The organism is Kaistia dalseonensis, from assembly GCF_030814715.1.
GTDB classification, from domain to species: Bacteria; Pseudomonadota; Alphaproteobacteria; order Rhizobiales; family Kaistiaceae; genus Kaistia; species Kaistia dalseonensis.
In genome coordinates this window covers 751,632-774,288 of the sequence record NZ_JAUSVO010000001.1, presented here as the reverse complement: position 1 = coordinate 774,288, position 22,657 = coordinate 751,632, and the positions used below count along the sequence as shown (strand labels likewise).

The following is a 22,657-nucleotide window of genomic DNA, read 5'->3' as shown; positions in this document are numbered from 1 at the left end:
AGATCAAGGTTCGCCAGATTTGATGTGGAACGAAGAATGGTAGGGCGCCGCTGCTTCGGTAGACTGGGTGCGCTGGCGCTCTATGCGCTGCTGGCCATACCTGTCGCGCAGGCCGCGACATCGAAGCCCAATTCCGCCGATTGCCCGAGCCTCATCCCGCCGATGGTGGACGTTTCGCATCTGGCGTCGTTCTACGCGAACACGAGCTCACAATCGACGATCGATCCGGACAAGTACGATCTCTATATCAAGCGTACGCGGGACTTTGACGATCTGCTCAAGTTTGTCGTCCAATTCGGGGCTGTCGCGTCGGCTGCAAATGGCTCAGCGAGTGCTCCGCCGCCGAGCACTTCATGTCTGTTGCGCCAGTTGGATGGTTGGGCTCGGACGAATGCGCTCACCCGCGGCATCAAGCGGAATGACGATGTCGGGCAAAGGCAGGCGGCGATGCTGCAGGCCTGGGCTGTCGTCGCGATCACGTCCGCGCTACGGCAGACGCCGGATATCGATACGGCCTCGGAGCAATATCGCGATGTCATTCAATGGCTGAAGAAACTCGCCTGGTCCATCCACAGTGAATTCCTCCGCTCGCCGAAGAAGCCTGCGTGGAAAAAACAGGTCGCCAACCACAGCCATTGGGCCGGCCTGGCACAGGCGCGCGTCGGCGTCCTGACGGGCGACAGTCGCCTGCTCCAGGCCGGCATGAAGGAGTTGGATCGGGCGCTCGACGCGGTCGACGACGATGGCGCACTGCCTCGGGAAATGGCACGCGGCGAGCGTGCGCTCCACTACATGAACTTCGCAGTGCTGCCGATCGCTGGCTTGGTCAGCATCGCCAACGAGACCGGTTATGAACTGTCGGACGCCCAGATGGATGATCTGCTGCGTCTCGTCCGCTTTACCCTGGATGCGAACACGGATCCCGCTGCCTTCGAGGCAAAGATGGCGCAAAAGCAGCTCATGCAGGGGGTCAGGGACGAACTGGTCTGGATCGACGTGATCCTGCCCACGATCGAGGTCAACGACCCCGAACTGGCAATCAAGATGCGCCAATACGCCCGGACGGTCGGCCCGCTTCAGACGCGCTTTTACGGACCCGTCCCCGCCGCGCCTGTTTCCACGCCCTGATTGGGGCGAGCGATCGCGCGAAAGCGACGCGGCAGATATCGAGAGCGACGCGCGACCGTCAGGCGCCTTCGCGCGCCTTGGTGTCGGATCGCTGCTGAACCTGGCCCCCAACACCGGGGCTCACCAAGCCGAAGGCACGCTGATAGGCGGCGATCAGCTTCGGCACCTCGTGATCCCAGGACAGATTCTGCTCGACGCGCTCGCGCCCGATCGCGCCCATGCGCTTGCGCGTCTCGGGATCATCGAGCAGATCGACGATCTTGTCGCCGAAATCGCGGGAATCATTGGCCAGAGCGTATACGGATGCCTCGCCGGCCGAGAAACGTCCCTCGGTAACGTCGAACTGAACGATCGGCCGACCGATGGCCATATATTCGAGGATCTTGTTCATCGTCGATTTGTCGTTCATCTCGTTCACCCTGTCCGGGTTCACGCAGACATCCGACGTCGACAGCACCTCGAACAAGACGGCGTCAGGCGCGCGGCCGGTGAAGGTCACGTAGTCATCGACCCCGAGATCCTTGGCCATCTGCTTCAGCGGTTCCAGTTCCGGACCGCCTCCGACAAGGCAGAACTGGATATCGGTGCGCTTCAACTCGTTCACGATGTATTTGACCGAGTCGAGCAGCAGATCGATCCCTTCCTGCGCGCCCATCACGCCGACATAGCCGACGAGGAAATCGCGCCCCTTGCGCAATTCCGGATTGGGCGCGACTTCCTTGACGCGCCGCAAATCCGGCCCGCTACGGACGACGAAGACATTCTCAGGCTTCATTCCGCCGCGCTCGATGGCGATCTTGCGGTAGCTTTCATTCGTCGCGATCGAAATACGCGCCGTCTTGAACGTTAACTTTTCGGCCCAGAGCAGCATGCGCCAAAAAAAGTCGCGCCGGCCGAACTTGGCCTCGTAAAGCTCCGGATTGATGTCGTGATGGTCGAAGACAAAAGACTTGCCGAACAGACGAAATATCCATGCAACCAGGAAAATCGTATCCGGCGGATTGCAGCCCTGAATGATATCAAAGCCCTGCTTGCCGTTCACACGAAACGCCAGAACCGTCTGCCAGAACAGCGCGGCGGAGTACTCGAGAATATAGCCACTGGCGCCTCGCGCATCGAGCGGAAGGGCATGGCGATAGATATGAACGCCATCGAGAAACTCGTAGGGCTCCGTATAGCCCTTGCCGAACGGACAAATGACGCTAACGGTCGCGCCGGCCCGCACAAGGGTGGTGGCTTCCTGCCAGACCCGGCGATCGAACGGCACAGGCAAATTCTCGACGATGATAAGGATGCGACGGCCTGAAAGCGGCTGGCTTGCGAGCAATTTGGCGGCGACATCTGCCGGCTTTTTAACAACTTCGAGCAATGCAATACTCGCGAAAGGAGGCTAGGACCGGGCGCGAAGCCAGTAACGCGTACCGCGATCACGGTTCCCGCGTATGCTCCACGTCTTGCAACGCAATAACTATACTGCGTCGCACAAATAATGCAAACTGGCAGCGGCTAGAATTTGGAGACGATGTAGGCGCCCGTCGCGATCGAAAGCGGCGCCTCGCAATTCGCGCTGCCGGCGGCATCGGCACAAGCCACGTTGATCGCGCGAATGGTCTGTCCCGTCAGTCGACCATTGATCGGTCCACGATACCTGCCGCTGTCATTGAGACGCTGCTGCATGACGTAGACGAACGCGTTCGGGCTGACCTTGAGGACCCGGCCTATCATGCCCGACTGGTTGCTAGCGGGGAGTGACGCCATCGCGGTGGCCAGCTTGGCATAGGTCGCCGGCTTGCTGGAGCGACGAAGCTCGGTCAGGACGGTCTCGACGGCGACATCGTCCGGTGTGCCGAAGCGTTCGAGAAGTGCGAAATTCTTGGACCAGAGAGCACGGTTCGGCTCGGTAACCTGCCACCGCCCCTCGCCGTAGAAGGAGAGAAGCTGCCTGATGGCATCGAGGTTGCCCTTCTCGGCCTCCTCGCTCAGGATAGCCAGACCACGCTTCGGATCGGCCGCGGCACCCGGGCCGGTCTTCAGATAAGTATTCGCAAGCGGAATCACGGCATAAGTGGCGCCTGAAGCCAGGGCCGCCTTAAAATGCTCGCGAGCAGCCGCCGTATTGCGGCTCTGCCCCTCCCCCTTCAGCGCCGCGTTTCCAAGACGGATCGACGCCCAGCCAAAGCCCGACGATGCTGCACGCTGCAGCAAATCGATTCCGGCCTTGGTGTTGACGGTGACACCCGCATGTCCGTCCATATAGGCCCGGCCAAGCAGATAGGCGGCCCGCGCCTGCCCCTCATCGGCGGCTCGCTGCAATAGCGCCAGCCCTTCCGCGCGCCGGTCGACGGCATCGCTGGAAAAAAGCCGGTCCCCCAAGGCGGCGGTCGCATCGATATCGCCTTCGTCCATGGCGGATCTGAGCAGCGCCTCGCCCTTGGCTGCATCCTGCGGGATGCCGTCGCGCCCGGTCAGATAGATCTGGCCGAGCCGGAAGGCAGCCCGCGAGTCACCACCATCGGCTGCCGCGGTCAGGCGGGTAATCGCGCCCTCCACGTCATTCGCCAATTGATTCCCCGAGAGTAGCTCCTCGCCGAGCTTTCGCTGGGCGAGGAGATAGCCGGCATCGCTGGCAGCCTGCAGATAGGCGCGGCCCTTCTCCGGCGATTGCAGCAGCGAGAAGCCGCCGCGCAGATAGGCCTCGCCAAGGAGGTAGTTGGCCCTCGCATTGCCGCTGGCTGCGGCCTTTTCCAGCAACGGCACGCCGCGGGCAACATCCTTTGGCAGAGGATCGCCCTTGACCAGCGCCTCGCCGAGCGCAGCCATCGCCTCGGTAGAGCCGTCTTGCACGGCCTCGTTCAGCAGCTTCTCACCCTGCGTCGCGTCAACCGCAACACCTATGCCGCGAAGATAGGCCGATCCGAGCAGGAATTTCGCACGGCTGTTGCCCGCATCCATTGATGTCTTGAGGAGCGATACGCCGCGCACGGCGTCAAGCGGAACTGTGCGACCACGCAGGAGCATGTCGCCATACGTAGCCATGGCGTCGCTGTTTCCCGAGGCTACCGCCGCGTCAAACAGCACCAGCGCAGCCTTCTGATCGGCAGGCATCTTGTCGCTGCCCTTCAGGAGAAAGGTTGCCATGACGAAATCAGCGCGTGAAGACCCCGCGGCGGCCGCACTTCGCAGATAGGCCATGCCTTCCGTTTCGTTGGCATCCATATAGCGGCCGCGCAACAGGTACTCGCCGAGCTTCGCCATGGCGTCGGCGTCCTTGGCGTCCGCCGCCTTGTGCAGAAGCGCAATGCCGCGCGCCTGATCGGCGGGAATGCCCGCGATGCTACCGCTGAGATATGCGTCCGCCAGAACGGTCGTGGCGCGTGTCCAGCCCATGTCAGATGCAGCTTGCAGCAGAGTGACGCCGGCCTTCGGATCGGCGGGCATCATGGTGCCGCGCAGGAGATATTCCCCTAGCTTGGCCTTGGCATCGGCGCGCTGCTCGCCGGCCTTTTCCAGCAAGGCTCGTCCCTTGGCTGGATCGGCGGCGACCCCATACGTGCCGCGAACGAGAATGTCGCCAAGCAGAAGAGCAGCGCCAGCATTTCCACCGTCGGCGGCCTTCTCGAGATAGCTCATGCCTTGCGGCACGTTCGCCGTGATCATGTCGCCCTTGACCAGCATCTCGCCGAGCCGGGCCTGAGCATCGGTCTGACCGCCATCAGCGGCGACCTTGAGATAGAGATAGGCTCGATCGGCGTCCACGCCCGAGCCGGCTTTCTGGGCCAAAGCCACGCCGCCCCAAAGAGGATTGCCGATCCCGATGGCGGCTATTCCAAGCAGGAACAGCGCCCTCGTCAATACAACACGCATCGCAATTCCTTTCCCAAATATCGCGGTCAATGATCCGTTCGAAAAAAGGCGACACAGGCGCCGGTCGCACAAAAAGGCGGTCGGCCAAACGAGGCCCGGTCCGCGTCGACCGCATCATCAGAACATCTTAGGCCCGACCAAACAAGCATGGGACGGCCGTCCATGCCCGTTCCATCCAACCGCAATTCGATGGAACTGATGTGACGTCCGGTTGAAGGGGTGGCAATCGGAGCCCGTTCAACGGCCCCGGATCAGACGCCTGACAATGCCTCGTCCACCCGCCGCATCGTCCAGACCGGGCTGTCAAAAGGCCGTGAATCCATCGAGTTTTCCGGCTGGGCCCTGCCACGCGCTACCGCTCGCGCCATGTCCGCCAGATCTGGTCGATCAACGGCTTGGTCAGATATTGCAGCGGGGTTCTCGAGCCTGTCTGAACGAAACACTCCACAGGCATGCCGGACACGAGTTGCAAGTCGCCCAGTTGCGCCGCCTGTCCCTGGTCGAGGGTGACGCGAACCGAATAATAGCTCACGCCCGTCTGCTGGTTGGTGATGAGATCCGCTCCGACTCGCGTGACCTTGCCATCAAGTTCCGATGTGGAACGGTAGTCGCCAGCCATGACACGAACATTGGCGCGCGCGCCGACATGGATCTGATCGATGTCCTTCGGCGCGACCGACGCGTCGACGACAAGCTGATCCATGTCGGGCACGATCATCATGAGGATCGCCCCGGCTTCGACCACCTCACCCGCGACATGAAACTGGAGTTGGTGAACATAGCCCGCCTGCGGGGCACGGATATCGATCCGGTTCAGCCGGTCCTGCGCTGCAATGCGCTTGTCGCCGAGTTCTCGGAGCTTGTCCTGTGTGTCGCGCAGCGCAGCCCCCGCTTCGGACCTCATGTCGTCGTCGAGTTGGTCGAGCTTGAATTGCAGCTCGATCTTCTGCCCTTCCGCCCGCGCCATCTCCGAAACGAGCCGGCCATGCTCGCCCTTCAGATTGGCCACCTGGCGCCGGAGGGAATTCACGCGGGTCACCTCGATGAACCCCTTCTCGAGCAGGGACGATGCTCCGGTCTGCTCCGTATCGAGGAGAGCGACCTGCTGTTCGACCGCCACCTCCTGGGCCTTCAACCCGTCGATTTCGGACGACAACTGGCCCGCACGCTCCGAAAGCTGGCGCTTCTGGCTGGCCATGCTGGCCCGCCGGGCCCGAAATAGCTGGGATTCGTCGTCCAGCCAACCCGCCAGCTTGGCGTCCGACTTCGAACGGCTGACGAGTGCGTCCGGAAATGCCAGTTCTGCCTTCTGGTCGCGCTCGGCAATCAATCGCGCAACCCGTGCATCGAGCTGGTCGATCTGGTTTTCGATGATCGAGAGCTCGGCCTTCACGTCGGTATCGTCGAGACGCGCGAGCAACTGGTTCTGCTCGACCTTGTCGCCCTCCTTCACTGCCATGACGGCGATGGCGCCCCCATTGGGATGCTGCACTTTTTTGATGTTGCTCTCGGCAATGAAGCGACCATCGGCAATGACCGCGCCCGACAACTCAAAGAAGCTACCCCACAGCATGAAGCCGCCACCGAACAGGAGGACAGCCAGGCCGCCGATGATTTTCAGTCGTCGCAGTTCGGCGTGTTCGTTTGTCATTCGGCGGCCTCGATCCGGTTCGGGCCGCCGGCGGCGCGCGGCCGGGCCTGTCGCAAATTCTTGCCGAGGATCTCGTCGCGCTCGCCAAAGGCGCGCTGTTTCCCGCCGGCCAGCAGAAGCACCTTGTTGCAGATCGCCACCGCTGCCGGCCGATGCGTCATCAGGACGACGATTGCGCCGCGGGACCGCGCCGCGCGCACCGCTTCGAGAAGGGCGACCTCACCCTCGCCATCCAGATTTGAATTGGGCTCGTCGAGAACCAGCAGGAACGGATCCTTGTACAGCGCGCGCGCCAGTGCGAGCCGTTGCCTCTGCCCGGCCGACAGCGCGCTGTTGGTCTCGTCCATCTGGGAATCGTATCCGGACGGCAGCCGCAGGATCAGTTGATGGATGCCCGCCGCCTTTGCCGCTTTCACGATCGCATCGGAATCGGGCTCGAGCGACATGCGGCTGATATTCTCCGCGATCGAGGCAGGGAATATATCGGCGGACTGCGGCACATAGCCGACATGCGGGCCGAGCCTGACGGGATCCCACTGGTCCGGGGTGGCGCCATCGAGCCTGACTGAACCCGCGAGCGGATGCCAGATGCCGAGCAATGCCTTGGCGAGGGTGGTCTTGCCGCTTCCGCTCGGCCCGATGACCGCGAGTGCATCACCGGCGACCAGCGAAAAATTGATATCCGACAGGATCGAGGATCGCGAACCGGGAGGGGCCAAAACGAGATGCGACACCTCGACGGTGTGTTTCGGCGCGGCGAGGCTCGTCTGGGGGACCAGCCGGGAACCCCGCGCCAGATCGCTGGCGAGCCTCTGCAGGGCCTCGCGCGCGCCGATAAGGCCGCGCCAGTTCGCGATCACCTGCTCGATCGGCGCCAATGCGCGGGTCATCATGATCGACGAGGCGAGCATTGCGCCCGATGTCACATCGCGGTGGATGACGAGATAGGCCCCGGCTCCGAGTATCGCTGATTGCAGCAGCAGCCGCAGAGCGCGCGTGAGGCTGGTGTAGCCGTTGATCGTCGCCGAAGTGCGATGCTGCGCGGCGAGATGGTCGGCATTGGAGCGCTCCCAGCGTTCGGCCAGCGCCCCGGACAATCCCATCGCCACGATGGTTTCAGCGTTGCGCCGATTGGATTCGAGCATCGTATATCGGAGGCGTCCGTCACGAATGGCCGAATGTGGCTGGGTCCGGCTCGACCGCTCGGCCAGAAGCGCGACACAGAACAGGATCAACGCACCGACTGCGGCGATCCAGCCGATCAGCGGATGGATCAGAAAGCACAGCACCAGGAAGATTGGTGCCCAGGGCAAGTCCATTAGCCCGACAGGCCCTGAGCCCATCAGGAAGGCGCGAATGGCATCGACATCGCGGATCGGCTGCAGAGCACTCGCGCTGCCACGATCGAGAATGGACAGACCGATGGTCGCGTCGTGGACCGGCTGCTGCACATTCTTGTCGAACACGCCCGCGATCAGGATGAGAAGCCGACCGCGGACGATATCGATCACGGCCTGCAAGGCATAGGCACCGACCAGAGCGAGGCTGAGCGCGACCAGCGTCGCGACGCTGCGGCTTTCGAGGACTCGATCATAGACCTGCAGCATATAGATCGGGCCGGCCAGCACGAGCACGTTAAACACTGTGGAGAATGCAGCGACCGATATGAGCTCGCCGCGGCACAGACGTATTGCGCGCCTCAAACGATCCTGGCTCGATAGATCACGTTCGTCCGCCATCACCATCCGCTCTCGCCTGCCGCCATCGCGCCCGCTGCCCCGACCGGCCGATCCTAACTACACCGCATTGCAGCATCCGTTACAGCAGCTCGCGGCAATCGACTCAATTTATTCCGGCCGGCCCCGTCCGATCCGCCCACTCGCGCGATCCCGACGGCCGCGCCGCCTGCCGAAGCCGCAAAAGCAGGCTGACTGTCGAATGACGACAGAACAAAAAAACACCACCCTCACGTTTTCATGAGAGACCTATCACTTATCGTATAGATGATATACGATAAGCATACCAAACAAATAAATCAAAGGCAATTACAATGTAATTCAAATTTTATGTAATCGATTTCAGATCGAAATATCTACTAATGTATTCACTATCTCTACATGAGGCTCATGCAAATGACAACGAACATTCAATTGTCTGCTGGGGCTACACAGGACGACATCATCCGCGCATTGGCGTCGATGAAAGATGGCGGCACATTGACCTTGCCGGCCGACGCGACGATTTCAGTCTCGAAGAGCCTTGTCGTCGATATTTCGACGCGGGACATCACAATCGATCTCAATGGATCGACGCTGGTTCAGGCGGCGAATACGCCCGTGATCTATGCGACTGGCGCCCATACCGCCCTCGAAGACGTTTCCCTCGGGCTCGACGCGGCCGGCAATGCGACCATCACCTACGCGACGTTGCCAAGCACCCTGCAGGTTGGCGATTGGGTGAAGGTCGTCTCGGACGATTCCATTCCCGGCGACCATATCGACTCAACCGATAATGGCTACACGACCTTGCTCGGCCAAGCCCTCCAGGTCACCTCGATCGACGGCAATACCGTCACATTCGCCGGTAGCCTGGTCAATCAGGACCTCTACCAGACCAATATACGCGCCTCCGAATATGTCGGCGGAACGTTCGAACTGAAGAACGGTACCGTTTCGGGTGATCCGAATACCACGTGGACCCAGAACCTCATTCACGTGCGCTCGGCGGTCGACCCGGTCGTCGAGAACGTGACGGTCAAAGACTCGAACGGCACCGGCATCAACATCGTCGATTCCGTCAATGCGCTGGTCAAAGACGTCATCGCCCTCAACCTCACCGACGATCCGGCCAAATATTATTACGGGATCGCCGTCCATTCGGCAGCGTCGACAGGCACCACCGTGATCGGCCTCTTTGCCGAGGACGTTCGCCACGGCATTTCCAACAACGGCGTCGGAACCGTGCCGGACTCCTCCGAGGTGGCGAAATACGGCGCCGATATCGGTTTGACCGGCAAGGATTCGCTGGTGATCGGGGCGAGCGGTTCCGCCTATGACTGGCATAGTGAGGCAGAGAACGGCCTGTACGACAATGTCTTCGGCTTCTACTCCGCCTTGCTGATCGGCATGCGCGGACTCGATAATACGATATCCAACAGCGGAGGAGCGGGGAACTATCGCGGACTTCAGTTCTACGAGTATGGTGACAATGACGCGCGAGGATTGCTCGTCGATAACGTGACCCTGCGCGACACAACTCAGTACAATATCGTCATATCGGGAAGCCCCGAAAACAATGCAATCATAAATAGCTATCTTGAGAGTTTCTATCACGGGTACAACGTCCTTCCGAGTGTTGTTTCCGTCGAAAATACAACCTATATTGAAGATTCGACCAACATTAATGATGCGATCATCGGGACCGCCGAAAACGACATGCTTCTCGGTGGGCTCGGCAACGATACGATCTCCGGCGGGGCCGGCAGTGATTATATCTGGGGCGGCGAACTCCAGGATGTTCTCACCGGAGGCGCAGGCAGCGACCGCTTCGTCTATCTCTATACCTCCGAAGGTGGCGACACGATCACCGACTTCCAGACCGGAGCCGGCGGCGATGTCATCGACATCTCTGCGCTTGCGGCCCGCAATGGCTGGAACCGCGACGACGTCATCGCTGATGGACATTTGCGGGTCGTCCAATCGGGAACGAGCACGTTGGTCCAGGTATCCGAAACCGCCGGCGTCTGGGTGACGCTCGCCACGCTCTCGAATGTGATCGCCTCCAACTTCACGCTCGACAACGTCGCCGCCTATGTCATGGCGCCCATTGCCGCCGGATCCGGCACGAATGCCGAGATCATAACCGGAACGGACGGTGCCGATATTCTGAGGGCAACAACCGCCTCGACGCACGGGGCGATCATATCGGGCCTGGACGGAAATGACCGGATCATTGGATCCGTCCACGCCGACGTTCTGGACGGCGGTGCGGGCAACGACCTCGTCTATGGAGGCGGCGGCGATGACATCATCTATGGCGGTGATGGCAATGACACGCTCTCTGGCGAGTCGGGAGACGATACGCTCTACGGCGGGGCCGGGGACGATATCCTGGACGGCGGCGATGGAGCGGACGCGCTTTATGGAGGGGATGGCAACGATACGCTGCGTGGTGGGCCGGGCGCCGACCTGTTGGTGGGCGGCAATGGCGACGATCACTACTATGTCGACGAGTTGGACACGGTCGTCGAAGAGGTCGATGGCGGCAATGATACGGTCTGGGCGAGCATTTCGTACTCGATCGAAGGCACGAACCTCGAGAACATTCGCCTGCAGGGAACGGGCAACATCGACGCCACCGGATCGAGCGCCGCCAATCTCCTGACCGGAACGAGCGGCGACAATGTGCTGAGGGGTCTCGACGGCAATGACCGTCTATACGGCTATGACGGCAACGACACGCTGTCGGGTGGCGCAGGCAACGATTATCTGGTGGGCGGCAACGGCCATGACATCTTCCTCTTCGATGCACCGATCCTGGCCGCCAACGCCGATATCATCGCCGACTTCACCAGAGGCGAGGACAAGATCGCGCTCTCGTCGAGCGTCTTCGAGGGCCTCAACCTCGGCGACCTCGACAAAGCCGCCTTCGACGAGCACATCGTCTACAATCAGGCGACTGGCCGCATTTCATGGGATGCCGACGGCCCCGGCGGCGCCGCGCCGATCCTCTTTGCGACCGTCACCGCCGGCTTGCCGCTGAGCGAAACAGACTTCGTGGTGGTCTAGCGGCACCGAGAGGTCGCCCTGCCGCTGGGTTCCCACGGAACCCAGCGGACACGTCGAGCGCATTGGCGAAGCGGCGTGCGACGTCCCGGTTGAGCCGTATGCTCTCCGGAGACGGGCGTAGCTGGGCAAAACCGGCGCATCGACATCATTGGGGAAAATGGTGAGCCCGTCGGGATTCGAACCCGAGACCCCATGATTAAAAGTCACGTGCTCTACCGGCTGAGCTACGGGCTCATCGAGGCTTGCCTCGAATTGGGGCGGAACCTAGTGGGCCGAGGGGCCGGGGTCAAGTGCGGGCGGCCCGGCTTCAGCCCCCTTTTCCAGCCTCTCCCGTGTTTGATGCCAAGCGGTTGATGTGGCGCCATGTGCAGGCTACCAGATGAGCGACGCCAAATTGGCTGATCAGCGAGACCGCTGTCGGGTGGACTTCTTCCGTCCAGCTCACGCGTCCCGCCGACACAAAATGACGTGACGTGCGCGTACCGACTATCGCCGGAGAGGCGATCGAATGAGCGGGTGCTTATGATACTGCCGCCGCGCTCCACCGGGAATGCCATCGTCTTCGTCGCAGCCAGACAGATACCGGCATCGTTTGCCGATATGCGACAGGGGACGAGACGATGACCGCATTTTCGCTCGAAGCCCGGCTCTGGCTCGTGCTCGCCGCAATCGTGATCGATGCGGCGATCGGCGATCCCGATTGGATCTGGCGCCGTATCCCGCATCCGGTCACCTGGTTTGGCGCGCTGATCGGCGCATTTGATCGATGGCTCAATCGCGACAGTTCAGGACAGGCGCTGCGCCGCGCTATGGGGACGTTCACGATCGTCGTGCTGGTCACCCTGGCCTGGGCTGCAGGATTGTTGATCGAGCGGAGCCTCGCCCGCTTCGACCATGGGTTCGTGTTCGTTCCGGTGATCGGTTCGGTCTTCTTGGCGAGCCGCAGCCTCTATGATCATGTCGACCGGGTCCGCCAGAGCTTTGCGGACGGCGGGCTGCGCGCGGCGCGAAAGGCCGTGTCGATGATTGTCGGCCGCGATCCCGACAGCCTCGATGAAGCCGGCGTGTCCCGCGCCGCGATCGAATCGACGGCCGAGAATTTCTCCGATGGTTTCGTCGCGCCGGCGCTCTGGATGGCGATCTTCGGCCTGCCCGGCCTCTTCGCCTACAAGTTGATCAACACGGCCGATTCGATGATCGGCCATCGCACCGCGCGTCACGAAGCCTTCGGCTGGGCGGCGGCGCGGCTCGACGATCTGGTGAATCTGCCCGCGAGCCGGCTTTCCGGCTTCCTGATCGCCATGGCGGCGCCCTTTGTCGGCGGCACCATCAAGCAGTCCTTCCTCGTCATGCTCGACGATGCCGGCAAGCATCGCTCCCCCAATGCCGGCTGGCCGGAGGCGGCGATGGCCGGCGCGCTCGACATCGCGCTCGCAGGACCGCGCCGCTATGGCGAGCGGATCGTGGATGATCCCTTCCTGAACGATTCCGGCCGCCATGATGCCTCCGTCAACGACATCAAGCGCGCCTCGCGCGTGCTCTTCGCCGCCACCGCACTCGCCGGCGTCCTGGTCGCGATCATCGCGCTCTGGCTGCTATCCTGAGGATCGCGTCGCAATCGACATGCTGTTCCAGATGGTCGGCCAGCCGGTCCAGGACCCGTTCGATCTCCGCCTCATAGGAAAGATTCGACGGTCCAGCGCCCAGTTCGGCCAGGAAGGCGCGGCGGAACTGGTCGCCCGCGAAGAGCCCATGCACATAGGAGCCGCGCACGCGGCCATCGCCTGATACCGCCCCCTCGCCGCCCCCGGCGCCCATTAGCCAGGGCCGCTCCCGATCCGGTCCGCTGCTGCGGCCGAGATGGATCTCATAGCCGATGACCGGCCTCTCCGATCCGGCAGCGCGCCCTGAAAAAGGCGCCGTCGTCTTGTCGGCGGTCAGCACGGTCTCGATGTCGAGCAGGCCGAGGCCAGCAACAGTTCCGGGCGGGTCCTCGATACCGTCCGGATCGCTGATGGTCCGTCCGAGCATCTGATAACCTCCGCAGATGCCCACCACCCGGCCGCCGCGCCGGCGATGCGCGACAATGTCGATGTCCCAGCCTTGGGCGCGCAGGAAGGTGAGATCGGCAATGGTCGATTTCGAGCCCGGAATGAGAACGAGATCGGCGATCGGGATCGGGTCGCCGGGCCGGACCAGAACGACCGAGACGCCGGGCTCGAGCTTCAGCGGATCGAGATCGTCGAAATTGGCGATTCGCGGCAGCATCGGCACGGCGATCACGATGCCGCCCGATGTCGGCGCGCTCCGGCCGAGATCGAGAATATCCTCGGCTGGCAGGCGACCCGCCTCCGAAAACCACGGCACGACGCCGAGCGAGGCCCAACCCGTCGCGCCAGAGATCGCGGTGATGCCCTCGTCGAAGAGACGAACATCGCCGCGCATCTTGTTGATGAGGAAGGCCTGGATGCGATCGCGATCGGCGCGCGGCAGGATCGCGCGCGTGCCGACCAGGCTGGCGATCACGCCGCCCCGGTCGATGTCGCCGACGAGCACAACGGGGAGGTCGGCCGCTTCGGCAAAGCCCATATTGGCGATGTCACCGCGCCGCAGGTTGATTTCGGCCGGACTTCCCGCCCCTTCGACGAGCACCAGATCGGCATCTCGGCCGACGATCGCGAAGCTCTCCAGGACCTTCGGCAGCAATTCGGCCTTGCGGCTTCCATATTCCCGCGCCTTCATCGTGCCGAAGCGCCTGCCCTGCACGATGATCTGGGATCCGGTCTCGCTCTCCGGCTTGAGCAGCACGGGGTTCATGTGGACGCTGGGCGGCAATCCGGCGGCGCGGGCCTGCAGCGCCTGCGCACGGCCGATCTCGCCGCCGTCGATGGTCACCGCGGCGTTGTTCGACATGTTCTGCGGCTTGAACGGCGCGACCCTTAGGCCGCGACGTGAGAACAGCCGCGCAAGGCCGGCGACGAGTGTCGACTTGCCGACATTCGAGCCCGTGCCCTGAAACATGATCGCGGGGGTGGCCATCGCTAGCTGGCGCGGCTCAAAACTCGATGCCCTTCTGCGCCTTCACGCCGGAGCGGAAGGGATGCTTGACCAGTTCCATCTCGGTGACGAGATCGGCGATCTCGATCAGCGCCTCGGGCGCATTGCGACCGGTAATGATGACATGGACATCGGCCGGCTTCTCATCGCGCAGGAAGGCGACGACCTCGTCGACGGGCAGGTAGTCATAGCGCAGCACTATGTTGAGCTCGTCCATCAGCACGATGTGACAGGCGCCGCTCTTGATCAGTTCCTTTGCCGTCTCCCAGGCCTTACGCGCCGCGGCGATGTCGCGCTCGCGATCCTGCGTTTCCCAGGTGAAGCCCTCGCCGAGCCGGTTGATGGTGACGAGGTCGCCGAATTTCTCCAGCGCGATCCGCTCGCCCGTCTCCCACGAGCCCTTGACGAACTGCACGATGCCGACCGGGAAGCCATAGCCGAGTGAGCGGAAGATCATGCCGAAGGCGGCGGTCGACTTGCCCTTGCCCTTGCCCGTATGGACGATGATCAGGCCCTTCTCGACCGTCTTCGAGGCGAGGATCTTGTCTCGCACCGCCTTCTTCTTCTTCATCTTCTCCGCGTGGCGCGCGTTGATCTCGGCTTCCGTCATTTCGGTCGTCATGCTGTTTCCTTGCTCGCGGCGGTGAGCCGCGCCAGATGATCGTAGGCGCTGTTGAGGCGCGGCGCCCAGAGGCCGCGATCGATCGCCTGCCTGAAGCGCTCCGCCATCTCCGAAAGCGCCGGCGCGTTCACGTCGGCGATGAAGTCGCGCACGGTGTCGTCGACGAGATAGGCGTCGTAGAGCGCATCGAAGTGATGATCGCCGACCGCATTGGTCGTGGCGGCGAAGGCGAAGAGAAAATCCAGCGTCGCCGCCATCTCGAAGGCGCCCTTATAGCCATGGCGCATGCAGCCGGCGATCCATTTCGGATTGATCGCCCGGCCGCGCACGACCCGGCCGATCTCCTCGGAAAGCGGCCGCACCACCGGGTTCTCCGGCCGCGCATGATCGCCATGGTAGAGGCGGGGCGCCCGCCCCTTCAGCATCTCGACGGTCGCGGAGAGACCGCCCTGGAACTGGTAGTAATCGTCGCTGTCGAGAATGTCGTGCTCACGATTGTCCTGGTTCTGCAGGACCGCATCGGTCGCGGCGAGGCGGGCGCGCAGATGATCGGCCGCTGGCGCGCCGTCGACGCCAGCGCCATAGGCGAAGCCGCCCCAGGCGACGAACGCCTCGGCGAGGTCGTCGCGCGCCTCCCAGAGATTGCCGTCGATCATGGCTTGCAGCCCGGCGCCATAGGCGCCCGGCTTGGCGCCGAAGATCCGCGCCAGATCCTGCCCGTCATGGCGCGCGGCGGCGATTGGGTTCGCGTCGTCCGGCTCCTCGCGCGCGGCGATGACGCGAACGGCCGAATCGATCAGGTCGATCTGCTCCGGGAAGGCATCGCGGAACATGCCCGAAATCCGCAGCGTGACGTCGACGCGCGGCCGGCGGAGTTCCGAGAGGGTCAACACGCGGAAACCGGTGACGCGGCCCGTGCCCGCCTCCCAGACGGGCTCGGCGCCGATCAGGGCCAGAACCTGCGCAATGTCGTCGCCGCCGGTGCGCATATTGGCCGTGCCCCAGGCCGAAATCGCGACCGAGCGCGGCCATTCGCCTTCATCCTGCATGTAGCGCATGACGAGCGCCTCGGCGGCGAGCTTGCCGATGCGCCATGCCGCTTCGGTCGGCACGGCGCGCGTGTCGACGGCGTAGAAATTGCGGCCCGTCGGCAGCACGTCCGGCCGCCCACGCGACGGCGCGCCGGAAGGGCCGGGCGGCACGAAACGACCATCGAGCGCAGTCAGCACGGCGGCGATCTCATCGCCGCCGGAGCGATCGAGCGAGGGGGCGAGATCGGAAGCAATCCAGTCGAGGATGGGCGCCGTGGCGGGGCCAGATGCCGGCACAACCCTCTCTCCCCGAAGGGGGGAGAGTTGGAGAGGGGGTGCTACGCCCGGCAAAGGGCGCGATACGTCAGGATCGACAGCAAGAGACGATGCGGGATCGGCGAGATCGAGCGGGCGGTCCCCCTCCCCGGCCCTCCCCCCTTCGGGGAGAGGGGGCAGGTCGCGGCGCACTAAGGCCTTTGCCAGCATCTCGATCCGCTCGACCGCATCGCCTTCCGTCCGCCACGGCGCGTCGGTGATCTCGGCGAGCGCCTGCGGCTTCGGGCGATCCCATTCCGCTCCGAGATCGCAGGCGAGCGGATCGAAACCGCCGAGCCCGAGATCGGCGGCGATGGCACGCGTGAGCGAGCCATTCTCGGGCCGCCCACCGGAGCGCGGCACGCGGGCGATGGCGAGCAACGTGTCGATCCGAGCTTCGTCGAGCGGGCTCGCCCCGAAAATGTGCAGCCCGTCGCGGATCTGCAGTTCCTTGATGTCGCAGAGATGGGCGTCGATCGCGCGCAGCGCCTTGCCCGTGTCCTCGCGCCCGATATTCAAATCGCGGTCGATGCCATGGCGCGCGGCGCGATCGAGTATCTCGCGCTCGAGATAGTCGCGTCGGCGCGGATCAGCGCCCAACGCCAATTGGTATTCGTCGATCAGCGTCTCCAGCTCGGCAAAGGCGCCATGCGCCTCAGCCCGCGTCAGCGCCGGCATCAGATGATCGATGATCACCGCGGAGCTTCGTCGTTTGGCCTGCGCGCCCTCGCCCGGATCATTGACGATGAACGGATAGATCAGCGGCGTCGGCCCAAGCGCCACTTCCGGCCAGCATGCGCAGGAGAGGCCGAGCGCCTTGCCGGGCAGCCATTCGAGATTGCCGTGCTTGCCGACATGGACGATGGCGTCCGCGGCGAATGCGGTCCGCAGCCAGGCGTAGAAGGCGAGATAATGATGCGGCGGAACGAGATCGGGATCGTGATAGGTTGATTTCGGATCGATGCCATAGCCGCGCGCCGGCTGGATGCCGACCACGACATTGCCATAGCGATGGATGGCGAGCTGAAAGGCCCCATCGGCAAAGTGCGGGTCTGCCTCGGGGGCGCCCCAGCGATCGGCGAGCGCCGCGCGGACGGTTTCAGGCAGGGCGTCATGGAACGCGCGATAGGCCTCGAGGGGCAAGACTGCGGGCACGCGCTCCGCCCGGACTCCCTCGCCCGCTTGCGGGAGAGGGTGGGGTGAGGGTCTTGCTTGGCCAGCTTCCGCGAAGTGGCCTCCCCCCTCACCAGTTCCGTCATCCCGGGCTTGACCCGGGACCCATTCAGCCGAGGCATCGATCGCCCGAGCTGCCAGGGATACGGCTGCATGGGTCCCGGGTCGAAGCTGCGCTTCGCCCGGGATGACGGAACCGGATGGGGGGAGCGGGCCGCTGGGCAACGTCTCAGAGGACAGATCCACAGCTTCGTTCATCGCCCCGCCGAGCAGAACCTGCATCAGCGCCCTGCCCGTCCCGGGAAAACCCTCCATCGCATATCCTGCCGCCTCCATCGCGCCGGCGATCCGCGTCGCGCTTTCCGGCGTATCGAGGCCGACGCCATTGCCGATGCGGCCATTGCGGTCGGGATAGTTGGAGAGCACGAGCGCGATCCGCCGCTCGCTGGCGCGCCTGCCTCCAAGCCGCACCCAGCCGGCGGCCTGGCGAGCGACGAAATCGATCCGTTCGAAATCCGGACGGTAGGCGACGATCCGGCTATCGGTCACGTCGTCGCGCTGGATCTCCTCCTTGAACGAGACCGGCCGCGTCAGGATGCGACCGTCGACCTCCGGCAGCACGACATTCATGATCAGATCGCGCGGGCCGAGCCCCCGGCTCGATTCGGCCCAGGCGTCGCGGCTGGTGCCGGCGAAGACGATTTGCAGCACCGGCCGGCCAGGTCGGTCGAGCACGGTCGGTGCATGGCCGTGCCCCGGCTTGGAGATCGCAAACGCGGTCCCGTTCAGCACGATCGCAGGATCGAGCCGGTCCGTCAGCGCCATCATCCGCCCGGCGACGACATCGTTCTTCAGGCTGGTGACGAAAACCGGCACGGCCGCAATGCCCTGCCGGTCCAGTGCCGCGACCAGGCCGTCGATCGGACCCGTCGAGCCGCCCTCCAGCAGAGCGCGATAGAATACGATCAACGCCGCCGGCCGTCCTGCAACCACGTCCAGCGCCGCGTCCTCGTCGACGACACCGATGGACGGCCGGTAGAAGCCCATAGGCGGCAAGGGCTCCGCCTCGGGCGGCATCCGGCCATCGCCAATCAGATAACGGCCGAAGGCCAGCGCGCGGCCGATATTCTCAGGCCCCGCCTCGACGCAATAGCGCCAGATCCGCCGCGCCTGATCGATCGGCACAGTGTTGAACGGTTCGAGCCCAACATCCCAGCGATCCTCGCCGGGAACGACCACCAGCCTCGGCCCACCGGCGCGTGCGAGCTTCCGCATCGCCTCCAGCCCATAGGGCCAATAGCCGACACCGCCCATCATGCGGATCACGACCAGCCGGGCGCCTTCGAGAGTCTTCTCGATATAGAGATCGACCGAATAAGGGTGGCTGAGCCGCATCAGATTGGCGAGGCGAAGTGACGGCCCTTCGCCCGCCCGGCTCGCGGCTGCGGCAAACGCCGCGAGTTCGCTATCGGCCGCCGATAGAATGACGATGTCGCCGGGCGACTGGTCGAGATCGACGGCGCTGCCGCCATCGTCGATCCGCTCCATTTCGCCGGCGACGAGATGCATGGGTTCAGGCCTTCAAATGCGTTTCGACGGTGGCGCGGTCGAGCCCGCGCGCGCCGATCACCACCAGACGGCCGGCCTTGTCGCCCGGCGCGAAATAGGTCTCGACGCGGGGTCCCACCGCCTGGACGACGGCCGGTGCCGCCTTGCCGGTCACGACCACCCTGCCCTTGATCCGGAGCACGCCGGCCGCGCCCATCGCCAGACGGACGGCATCGCCGAGCGCATCGATCGACGGCCAGGCCTTCGTCTCGACGACGAAGCTGTCGAAATCATCGTGATCGTGCTCTTCGCCTTCGAGATCGTGATGGCTCTTGCGCTCGAAGGCGTCGTCTTCCGCCGCTGCGCCGACACCGAGCAGGATTTCGGAGGGCAGGCCGTTCGGCGTGCCATGGACGCTGCGCGCCGCACCACGCGATCCCTCGCGCACGATCGCCTCGACGCCGGCGATAGCGGCCGCATCGAGCAGGTCCGTCTTGGAGAGCACAATCAGATCGGCGCAGGAGAGCTGGTCCTCGAACAATTCCTCGATCGGATCGTCATGATCGAGCGAGGGATCGGCCGCCCGCTGCGCCGCCAGCGCCACCTCGTCGACCGCAAACCGCCCCTCCGAGACCGCCGCCGCGTCGACGACCGTCACCACGCCGTCGATGGTGACGCGATGGCGGACCGAGGGCCAGGTGAAGGCGCGGACCAGAGGCTGTGGCAGAGCGAGGCCGGAGGTCTCGATCACGATATGATCCGGCGCCGGCTCTCGCGCCAGCAGCGCTTCGATCGTCGGCAGGAAATCATCGGCGACCGTGCAGCAGATGCAGCCATTGGTGAGTTCGATCACCGTATCGGGCTTGCAGTCGTCATCGCCGCAATCGGCGAGAAGTTCGCCGTCAAAGCCCATATCGCCGAATTCGTTGACGATGAGCGCGATGCGCTTGCCGTTCGCCTGCGCGATCAGGTTGCGGATCAGCGTCGTCTTGCCGGCGCCGAGGAAGCCGGTGACGATGGTGGCGGGAATGCGGGGGGTCAAAGCGAATACTCCGGGTGCGGATTGGGCTTGAGGCTAACGGGCAGTCCCGCCGCTACGAGAAAGACGGATGCTGCGGCCCGCGCAATGGTCTGGTTGAGCCGGCCCTGCTCATCGGCAAAGCGGCGCGCGAGCGCATTCATAGGCACGATACCACTGCCGACCTCGTTCGAGACGAGCACGACGGGACCAGCGATTTCGAGAAGCGCCGCAGCCAGCGCCTCGCCTTCCGCCAGCGGATCGCGCCCAACCTCCATGAGGTTGGAGAGCCAGAGCGTCAGGCAGTCGACCAGGACGACCCGGCCGACATCCGCCTGCGCGACGAGGGCGGGAACGAGGGCGAGTGGCGCCTCGATCGTCGACCATTGATCGCCGCGCCGCGCACGATGATGCCCGATCCGATCGCTCATCTCGCCGTCGCGCGCCTCGGCCGTGGCGATATAGACGGGCTCCAGCCCGGTCCGAATCGCAAGGTCCTCGGCAAAGCGGCTTTTGCCGGAGCGGGCCCCGCCGAGAACGAGCGCCGTTCTCGGCGGATGTCGTGGTGTGGACATGGCCTCTCAGTCGCTCCGCGACAGGCGCTGGTAGAGCCAGCCGGAAAAGACGCCGGAGAGCGACCAGAGCAGCGCGCTGACGACGAGCGAGGCGGCGACGAACTCCGCGCCGAGCGCCGCCGGATAGGCGGCTTCCAGCGTCGGCGGCTGCGGCGCGCCGATCACATGCGGGACGATGGCAATGACGACGCCTGCGGCCTTCCAGAACCATGCCGATCCGAAGACGATCAGCGCGAGGCCAACGGCCGACGCTGCGGCGGTCGAGAGCCACCAGATCTGGCGCGAGGTGATCTCGGCCGCGGCCGTTCCCGGCAGTTCCGGCGACAGGCCGAGCGAGGGCAGCAGCGAGGCGGCGAAGAAACCGCCAAGGCCCCAGAGCACGCCGGTCCGCGCATCGATGCGCCCGCCCTTCAGCGTCATGACGCCGAGCAGGATCGCCGATACGGCGACACCCATCAGCAGATTGGCGAGCAGCGTATAGGCGGAGCGCTCGAAACCGTCCGTCGGCTCCCAGGCGCCTTCGTCGTGATGATGCGCCTCGGGGGCGGCAGCAGGCCCATGCGATACCGAGTCGGCTCCATGGTCGTGCGGCACGCTCGCAGCGACCGCTGGTGCGGCCTCTGCCGCCTTTTCGAACGTTTCGCCGTGGAGGATGAGCGGCTCGGTCGTGACAAGCTGCACGCCAGTCAGAATCGCGCCCACGAGCAAGCCTGCGCCAAAGGCGCTGACGATGATGGTCTTCAGCATGATGTCCTCGGACGGCCTAGTGGCAGGGAAGGCCGAGCGCGTGGCGCGTATCGTGCGTCGCGTTGTGGATCATGCTCGGGGCGGCGAAGCCGGTGCCGAGGAAGAGCAGAACGCCAAAGGCGAGCGCGAGCACGGCCGGCACGGCGCGGCTCTGCGCCGAGGCGGCGGACTGGATCGAGGGAATCGAACTGGACGAGGTAACCATTGCGTATCTCCTGGGCCGTCCCACCGACGGCTGGTCTACTTCACGCGCAGGCTGGTCTCCTGGCTCACGGGTCGCCGCTCCCTCGCCGCCTTCCCGGTTTCCCAGTGGCATGGTGCGAGGTCGCTCGCCGCTTACAGTTGCGGGGGCAGCTTCGGCATCGGCTCCCGTCAGGGTCAGGCCTCACCGAATTCCCATTTCATCCCCCCGGATCTGAGATCCGTCGGGGGAACCAACGCGTCCTTGAAGCTAGAAGGATTAGGCGGGGCGCGCAAGCCGATCAGGCGGCCCGGCTGTTGGCAGCCGTCGAGCGCCCCCGAAACCGCGCCCACCGGCGCGAGATCTTCACTTCCCACTGCCGGCGGAAGCGGCGGATCCTCGGAAAATCATGCGAGAGAATGATCAGGCCGACCGGCAGCATCCAGATACCGAGCACGGGCAGGAAACTGAACAAACCTCCGGCGATGAACGTGCCGCCGAGCCCGACTCGCAGGAGGCGACTGTCGGGGAGCTTGATCGATCTCTTTCCGAATCGGATGGATGGCATCGGGTTCTTGTTCTCGAGCGAGCGACTTGAAGTGGTGGTGGCGCCGGGGTGGCCGCAGGTGGATAAATTCACCGATACAGCCGCCGACTGCAAGGAATACAGCGCATAAATGGGACGAGCGCATGACGGCGTCCAGCCGATGGCGCGCGAATATCCCGCCCCTTTTGGGGACGAGCTGTGAATCTCTGCTTTTTGGGCTTTGCAAGCCGACGCCGGCTTTGCTATAGCCACGCCCGTCGGCACGAAGTGCTGTTCCGCGATAGCTCAGTTGGTAGAGCAGGTGACTGTTAATCACCGGGTCGTTGGTTCGAGTCCAACTCGCGGAGCCAGATTTGATCAAGGGGTTGGACGATATTCGTCCGGCCCCTTTTTCATTTGAAGCGTCGCTATAC

At 64.0% G+C, this 22,657-nt stretch carries 15 protein-coding genes, 2 tRNA genes and 1 riboswitch; of the genes, 4 read left to right on the top strand and 13 right to left on the bottom strand.

Annotation, left to right across the window (positions count from 1 at the left end; translation table 11 throughout):
* Positions 1 to 36: 36 nt before the first annotated feature.
* Positions 37 to 1,128, top strand: coding sequence for an alginate lyase family protein (locus QO014_RS03520; protein WP_266347253.1), 1,092 nt, complete (start codon positions 37 to 39; stop codon positions 1,126 to 1,128).
* A gap of 58 nt (positions 1,129 to 1,186) precedes the next feature.
* Here QO014_RS03520 and QO014_RS03515 read toward each other — a convergent pair whose 3' ends face one another.
* The 4 genes from QO014_RS03515 to QO014_RS03500 form a co-directional block, all read right to left on the bottom strand.
* Entirely contained in the window at positions 1,187 to 2,497 is a 1,311-nt protein-coding gene (locus tag QO014_RS03515; protein WP_266347252.1) for a glycosyltransferase family 4 protein, read from the bottom strand.
* 137 nt (positions 2,498 to 2,634) lie between these two features.
* The gene (locus QO014_RS03510; protein ID WP_266347251.1) at positions 2,635 to 5,022 is read right to left on the bottom strand and encodes a tetratricopeptide repeat protein; all 2,388 of its coding nucleotides are present in this window, start codon (positions 5,020 to 5,022) and stop codon (positions 2,635 to 2,637) included.
* Between the two features lie 322 nt (positions 5,023 to 5,344).
* On the bottom strand, positions 5,345 to 6,643 hold the full coding sequence (locus QO014_RS03505) for an HlyD family type I secretion periplasmic adaptor subunit (RefSeq protein ID WP_266347250.1): 1,299 nt from the start codon (positions 6,641 to 6,643) through the stop codon (positions 5,345 to 5,347).
* Entirely contained in the window at positions 6,640 to 8,382 is a 1,743-nt protein-coding gene (locus QO014_RS03500; protein WP_266347249.1) for a type I secretion system permease/ATPase, read from the bottom strand. Before QO014_RS03500 ends, QO014_RS03505 begins: the two co-directional genes overlap by 4 nt.
* 393 nt (positions 8,383 to 8,775) lie before the next feature.
* Between QO014_RS03500 and QO014_RS03495 the strand changes: the two genes are divergently transcribed.
* On the top strand, positions 8,776 to 11,430 hold the full coding sequence (locus tag QO014_RS03495) for a calcium-binding protein (RefSeq protein WP_266347248.1): 2,655 nt from the start codon (positions 8,776 to 8,778) through the stop codon (positions 11,428 to 11,430).
* A 158-nt stretch (positions 11,431 to 11,588) separates the two neighbouring features.
* Here QO014_RS03495 and QO014_RS03490 read toward each other — a convergent pair.
* Positions 11,589 to 11,664, bottom strand: a tRNA-Lys gene (locus tag QO014_RS03490).
* 386 nt (positions 11,665 to 12,050) lie between these two features.
* Between QO014_RS03490 and cbiB the strand changes: the two genes are divergently transcribed.
* Positions 12,051 to 13,034 carry an adenosylcobinamide-phosphate synthase CbiB gene (gene cbiB / locus QO014_RS03485; protein WP_266347247.1) on the top strand — a complete coding sequence of 328 codons (984 nt, stop codon included), beginning with the start codon at positions 12,051 to 12,053 and terminating at the stop codon, positions 13,032 to 13,034.
* On the opposite strand, the gene QO014_RS03480 is transcribed toward cbiB, so the two are convergent.
* The 8 genes from QO014_RS03480 to QO014_RS03445 all read right to left on the bottom strand — a co-directional run bounded on the left by QO014_RS03480 (position 13,009) and on the right by QO014_RS03445 (position 22,265).
* The gene (locus QO014_RS03480) at positions 13,009 to 14,469 is read right to left on the bottom strand and encodes a cobyric acid synthase (protein ID WP_266347246.1); all 1,461 of its coding nucleotides are present in this window, start codon (positions 14,467 to 14,469) and stop codon (positions 13,009 to 13,011) included. The genes cbiB and QO014_RS03480 overlap by 26 nt on opposite strands.
* A gap of 16 nt (positions 14,470 to 14,485) precedes the next feature.
* Positions 14,486 to 15,109, bottom strand: coding sequence for a cob(I)yrinic acid a,c-diamide adenosyltransferase (gene cobO, locus QO014_RS03475; protein WP_266347245.1), 624 nt, complete (start codon positions 15,107 to 15,109; stop codon positions 14,486 to 14,488).
* Positions 15,106 to 19,197: a cobaltochelatase subunit CobN gene (gene cobN / locus QO014_RS03470; protein WP_266347244.1), complete on the bottom strand. Its 4,092-nt coding sequence runs from the start codon at positions 19,195 to 19,197 to the stop codon at positions 15,106 to 15,108. Before cobN ends, cobO begins: the two co-directional genes overlap by 4 nt.
* Before the next feature lie 4 nt (positions 19,198 to 19,201).
* Complete coding sequence (gene cobW, locus QO014_RS03465; protein ID WP_266347243.1) at positions 19,202 to 20,218, bottom strand: cobalamin biosynthesis protein CobW; 1,017 nt, start codon at positions 20,216 to 20,218, stop codon at positions 19,202 to 19,204.
* Positions 20,215 to 20,769: a bifunctional adenosylcobinamide kinase/adenosylcobinamide-phosphate guanylyltransferase gene (cobU, locus tag QO014_RS03460; RefSeq protein WP_266347242.1), complete on the bottom strand. Its 555-nt coding sequence runs from the start codon at positions 20,767 to 20,769 to the stop codon at positions 20,215 to 20,217. Before cobU ends, cobW begins: the two co-directional genes overlap by 4 nt.
* A 6-nt stretch (positions 20,770 to 20,775) precedes the next feature.
* Positions 20,776 to 21,516 (bottom strand): CbtA family protein, encoded by a 741-nt coding sequence (locus QO014_RS03455; protein WP_266347241.1) that lies wholly within the window; start codon positions 21,514 to 21,516, stop codon positions 20,776 to 20,778.
* A gap of 16 nt (positions 21,517 to 21,532) precedes the next feature.
* Entirely contained in the window at positions 21,533 to 21,721 is a 189-nt protein-coding gene (locus QO014_RS03450; RefSeq protein ID WP_266347240.1) for a CbtB domain-containing protein, read from the bottom strand.
* A 32-nt stretch (positions 21,722 to 21,753) separates the two neighbouring features.
* Positions 21,754 to 21,970, bottom strand: a riboswitch (cobalamin riboswitch).
* A 28-nt stretch (positions 21,971 to 21,998) separates the two neighbouring features.
* Positions 21,999 to 22,265, bottom strand: a complete 267-nt coding sequence (locus tag QO014_RS03445; protein WP_266347780.1) for a hypothetical protein — start codon at positions 22,263 to 22,265, stop codon at positions 21,999 to 22,001.
* 253 nt (positions 22,266 to 22,518) lie between these two features.
* Between QO014_RS03445 and QO014_RS03440 the strand changes: the two genes are divergently transcribed.
* A tRNA-Asn gene (locus QO014_RS03440) sits at positions 22,519 to 22,594 on the top strand.
* Positions 22,595 to 22,657 lie beyond the last annotated feature (63 nt).

What these genes read in the sequence shown, in the direction of transcription:
- QO014_RS03520 (WP_266347253.1), top strand. Translation starts at nt 37, where the DNA reads ATGGTAGGGCGCCGCTGCTTCGGTAGACTGGGTGCGCTGGCGCTCTAT.
- QO014_RS03505 (WP_266347250.1), bottom strand. Translation starts at nt 6,643, where the DNA reads ATGACAAACGAACACGCCGAACTGCGACGACTGAAAATCATCGGCGGC.
- QO014_RS03500 (WP_266347249.1), bottom strand. Translation starts at nt 8,382, where the DNA reads ATGGCGGACGAACGTGATCTATCGAGCCAGGATCGTTTGAGGCGCGCA.
- QO014_RS03495 (WP_266347248.1), top strand. Translation starts at nt 8,776, where the DNA reads ATGACAACGAACATTCAATTGTCTGCTGGGGCTACACAGGACGACATC.
- cbiB (WP_266347247.1), top strand. Translation starts at nt 12,051, where the DNA reads ATGACCGCATTTTCGCTCGAAGCCCGGCTCTGGCTCGTGCTCGCCGCA.
- QO014_RS03480 (WP_266347246.1), bottom strand. Translation starts at nt 14,469, where the DNA reads ATGGCCACCCCCGCGATCATGTTTCAGGGCACGGGCTCGAATGTCGGC.
- cobO (WP_266347245.1), bottom strand. Translation starts at nt 15,109, where the DNA reads ATGACGACCGAAATGACGGAAGCCGAGATCAACGCGCGCCACGCGGAG.
- cobN (WP_266347244.1), bottom strand. Translation starts at nt 19,197, where the DNA reads ATGCATCTCGTCGCCGGCGAAATGGAGCGGATCGACGATGGCGGCAGC.
- cobU (WP_266347242.1), bottom strand. Translation starts at nt 20,769, where the DNA reads ATGTCCACACCACGACATCCGCCGAGAACGGCGCTCGTTCTCGGCGGG.
- QO014_RS03455 (WP_266347241.1), bottom strand. Translation starts at nt 21,516, where the DNA reads ATGCTGAAGACCATCATCGTCAGCGCCTTTGGCGCAGGCTTGCTCGTG.
- QO014_RS03450 (WP_266347240.1), bottom strand. Translation starts at nt 21,721, where the DNA reads ATGGTTACCTCGTCCAGTTCGATTCCCTCGATCCAGTCCGCCGCCTCG.
- QO014_RS03445 (WP_266347780.1), bottom strand. Translation starts at nt 22,265, where the DNA reads ATGCCATCCATCCGATTCGGAAAGAGATCGATCAAGCTCCCCGACAGT.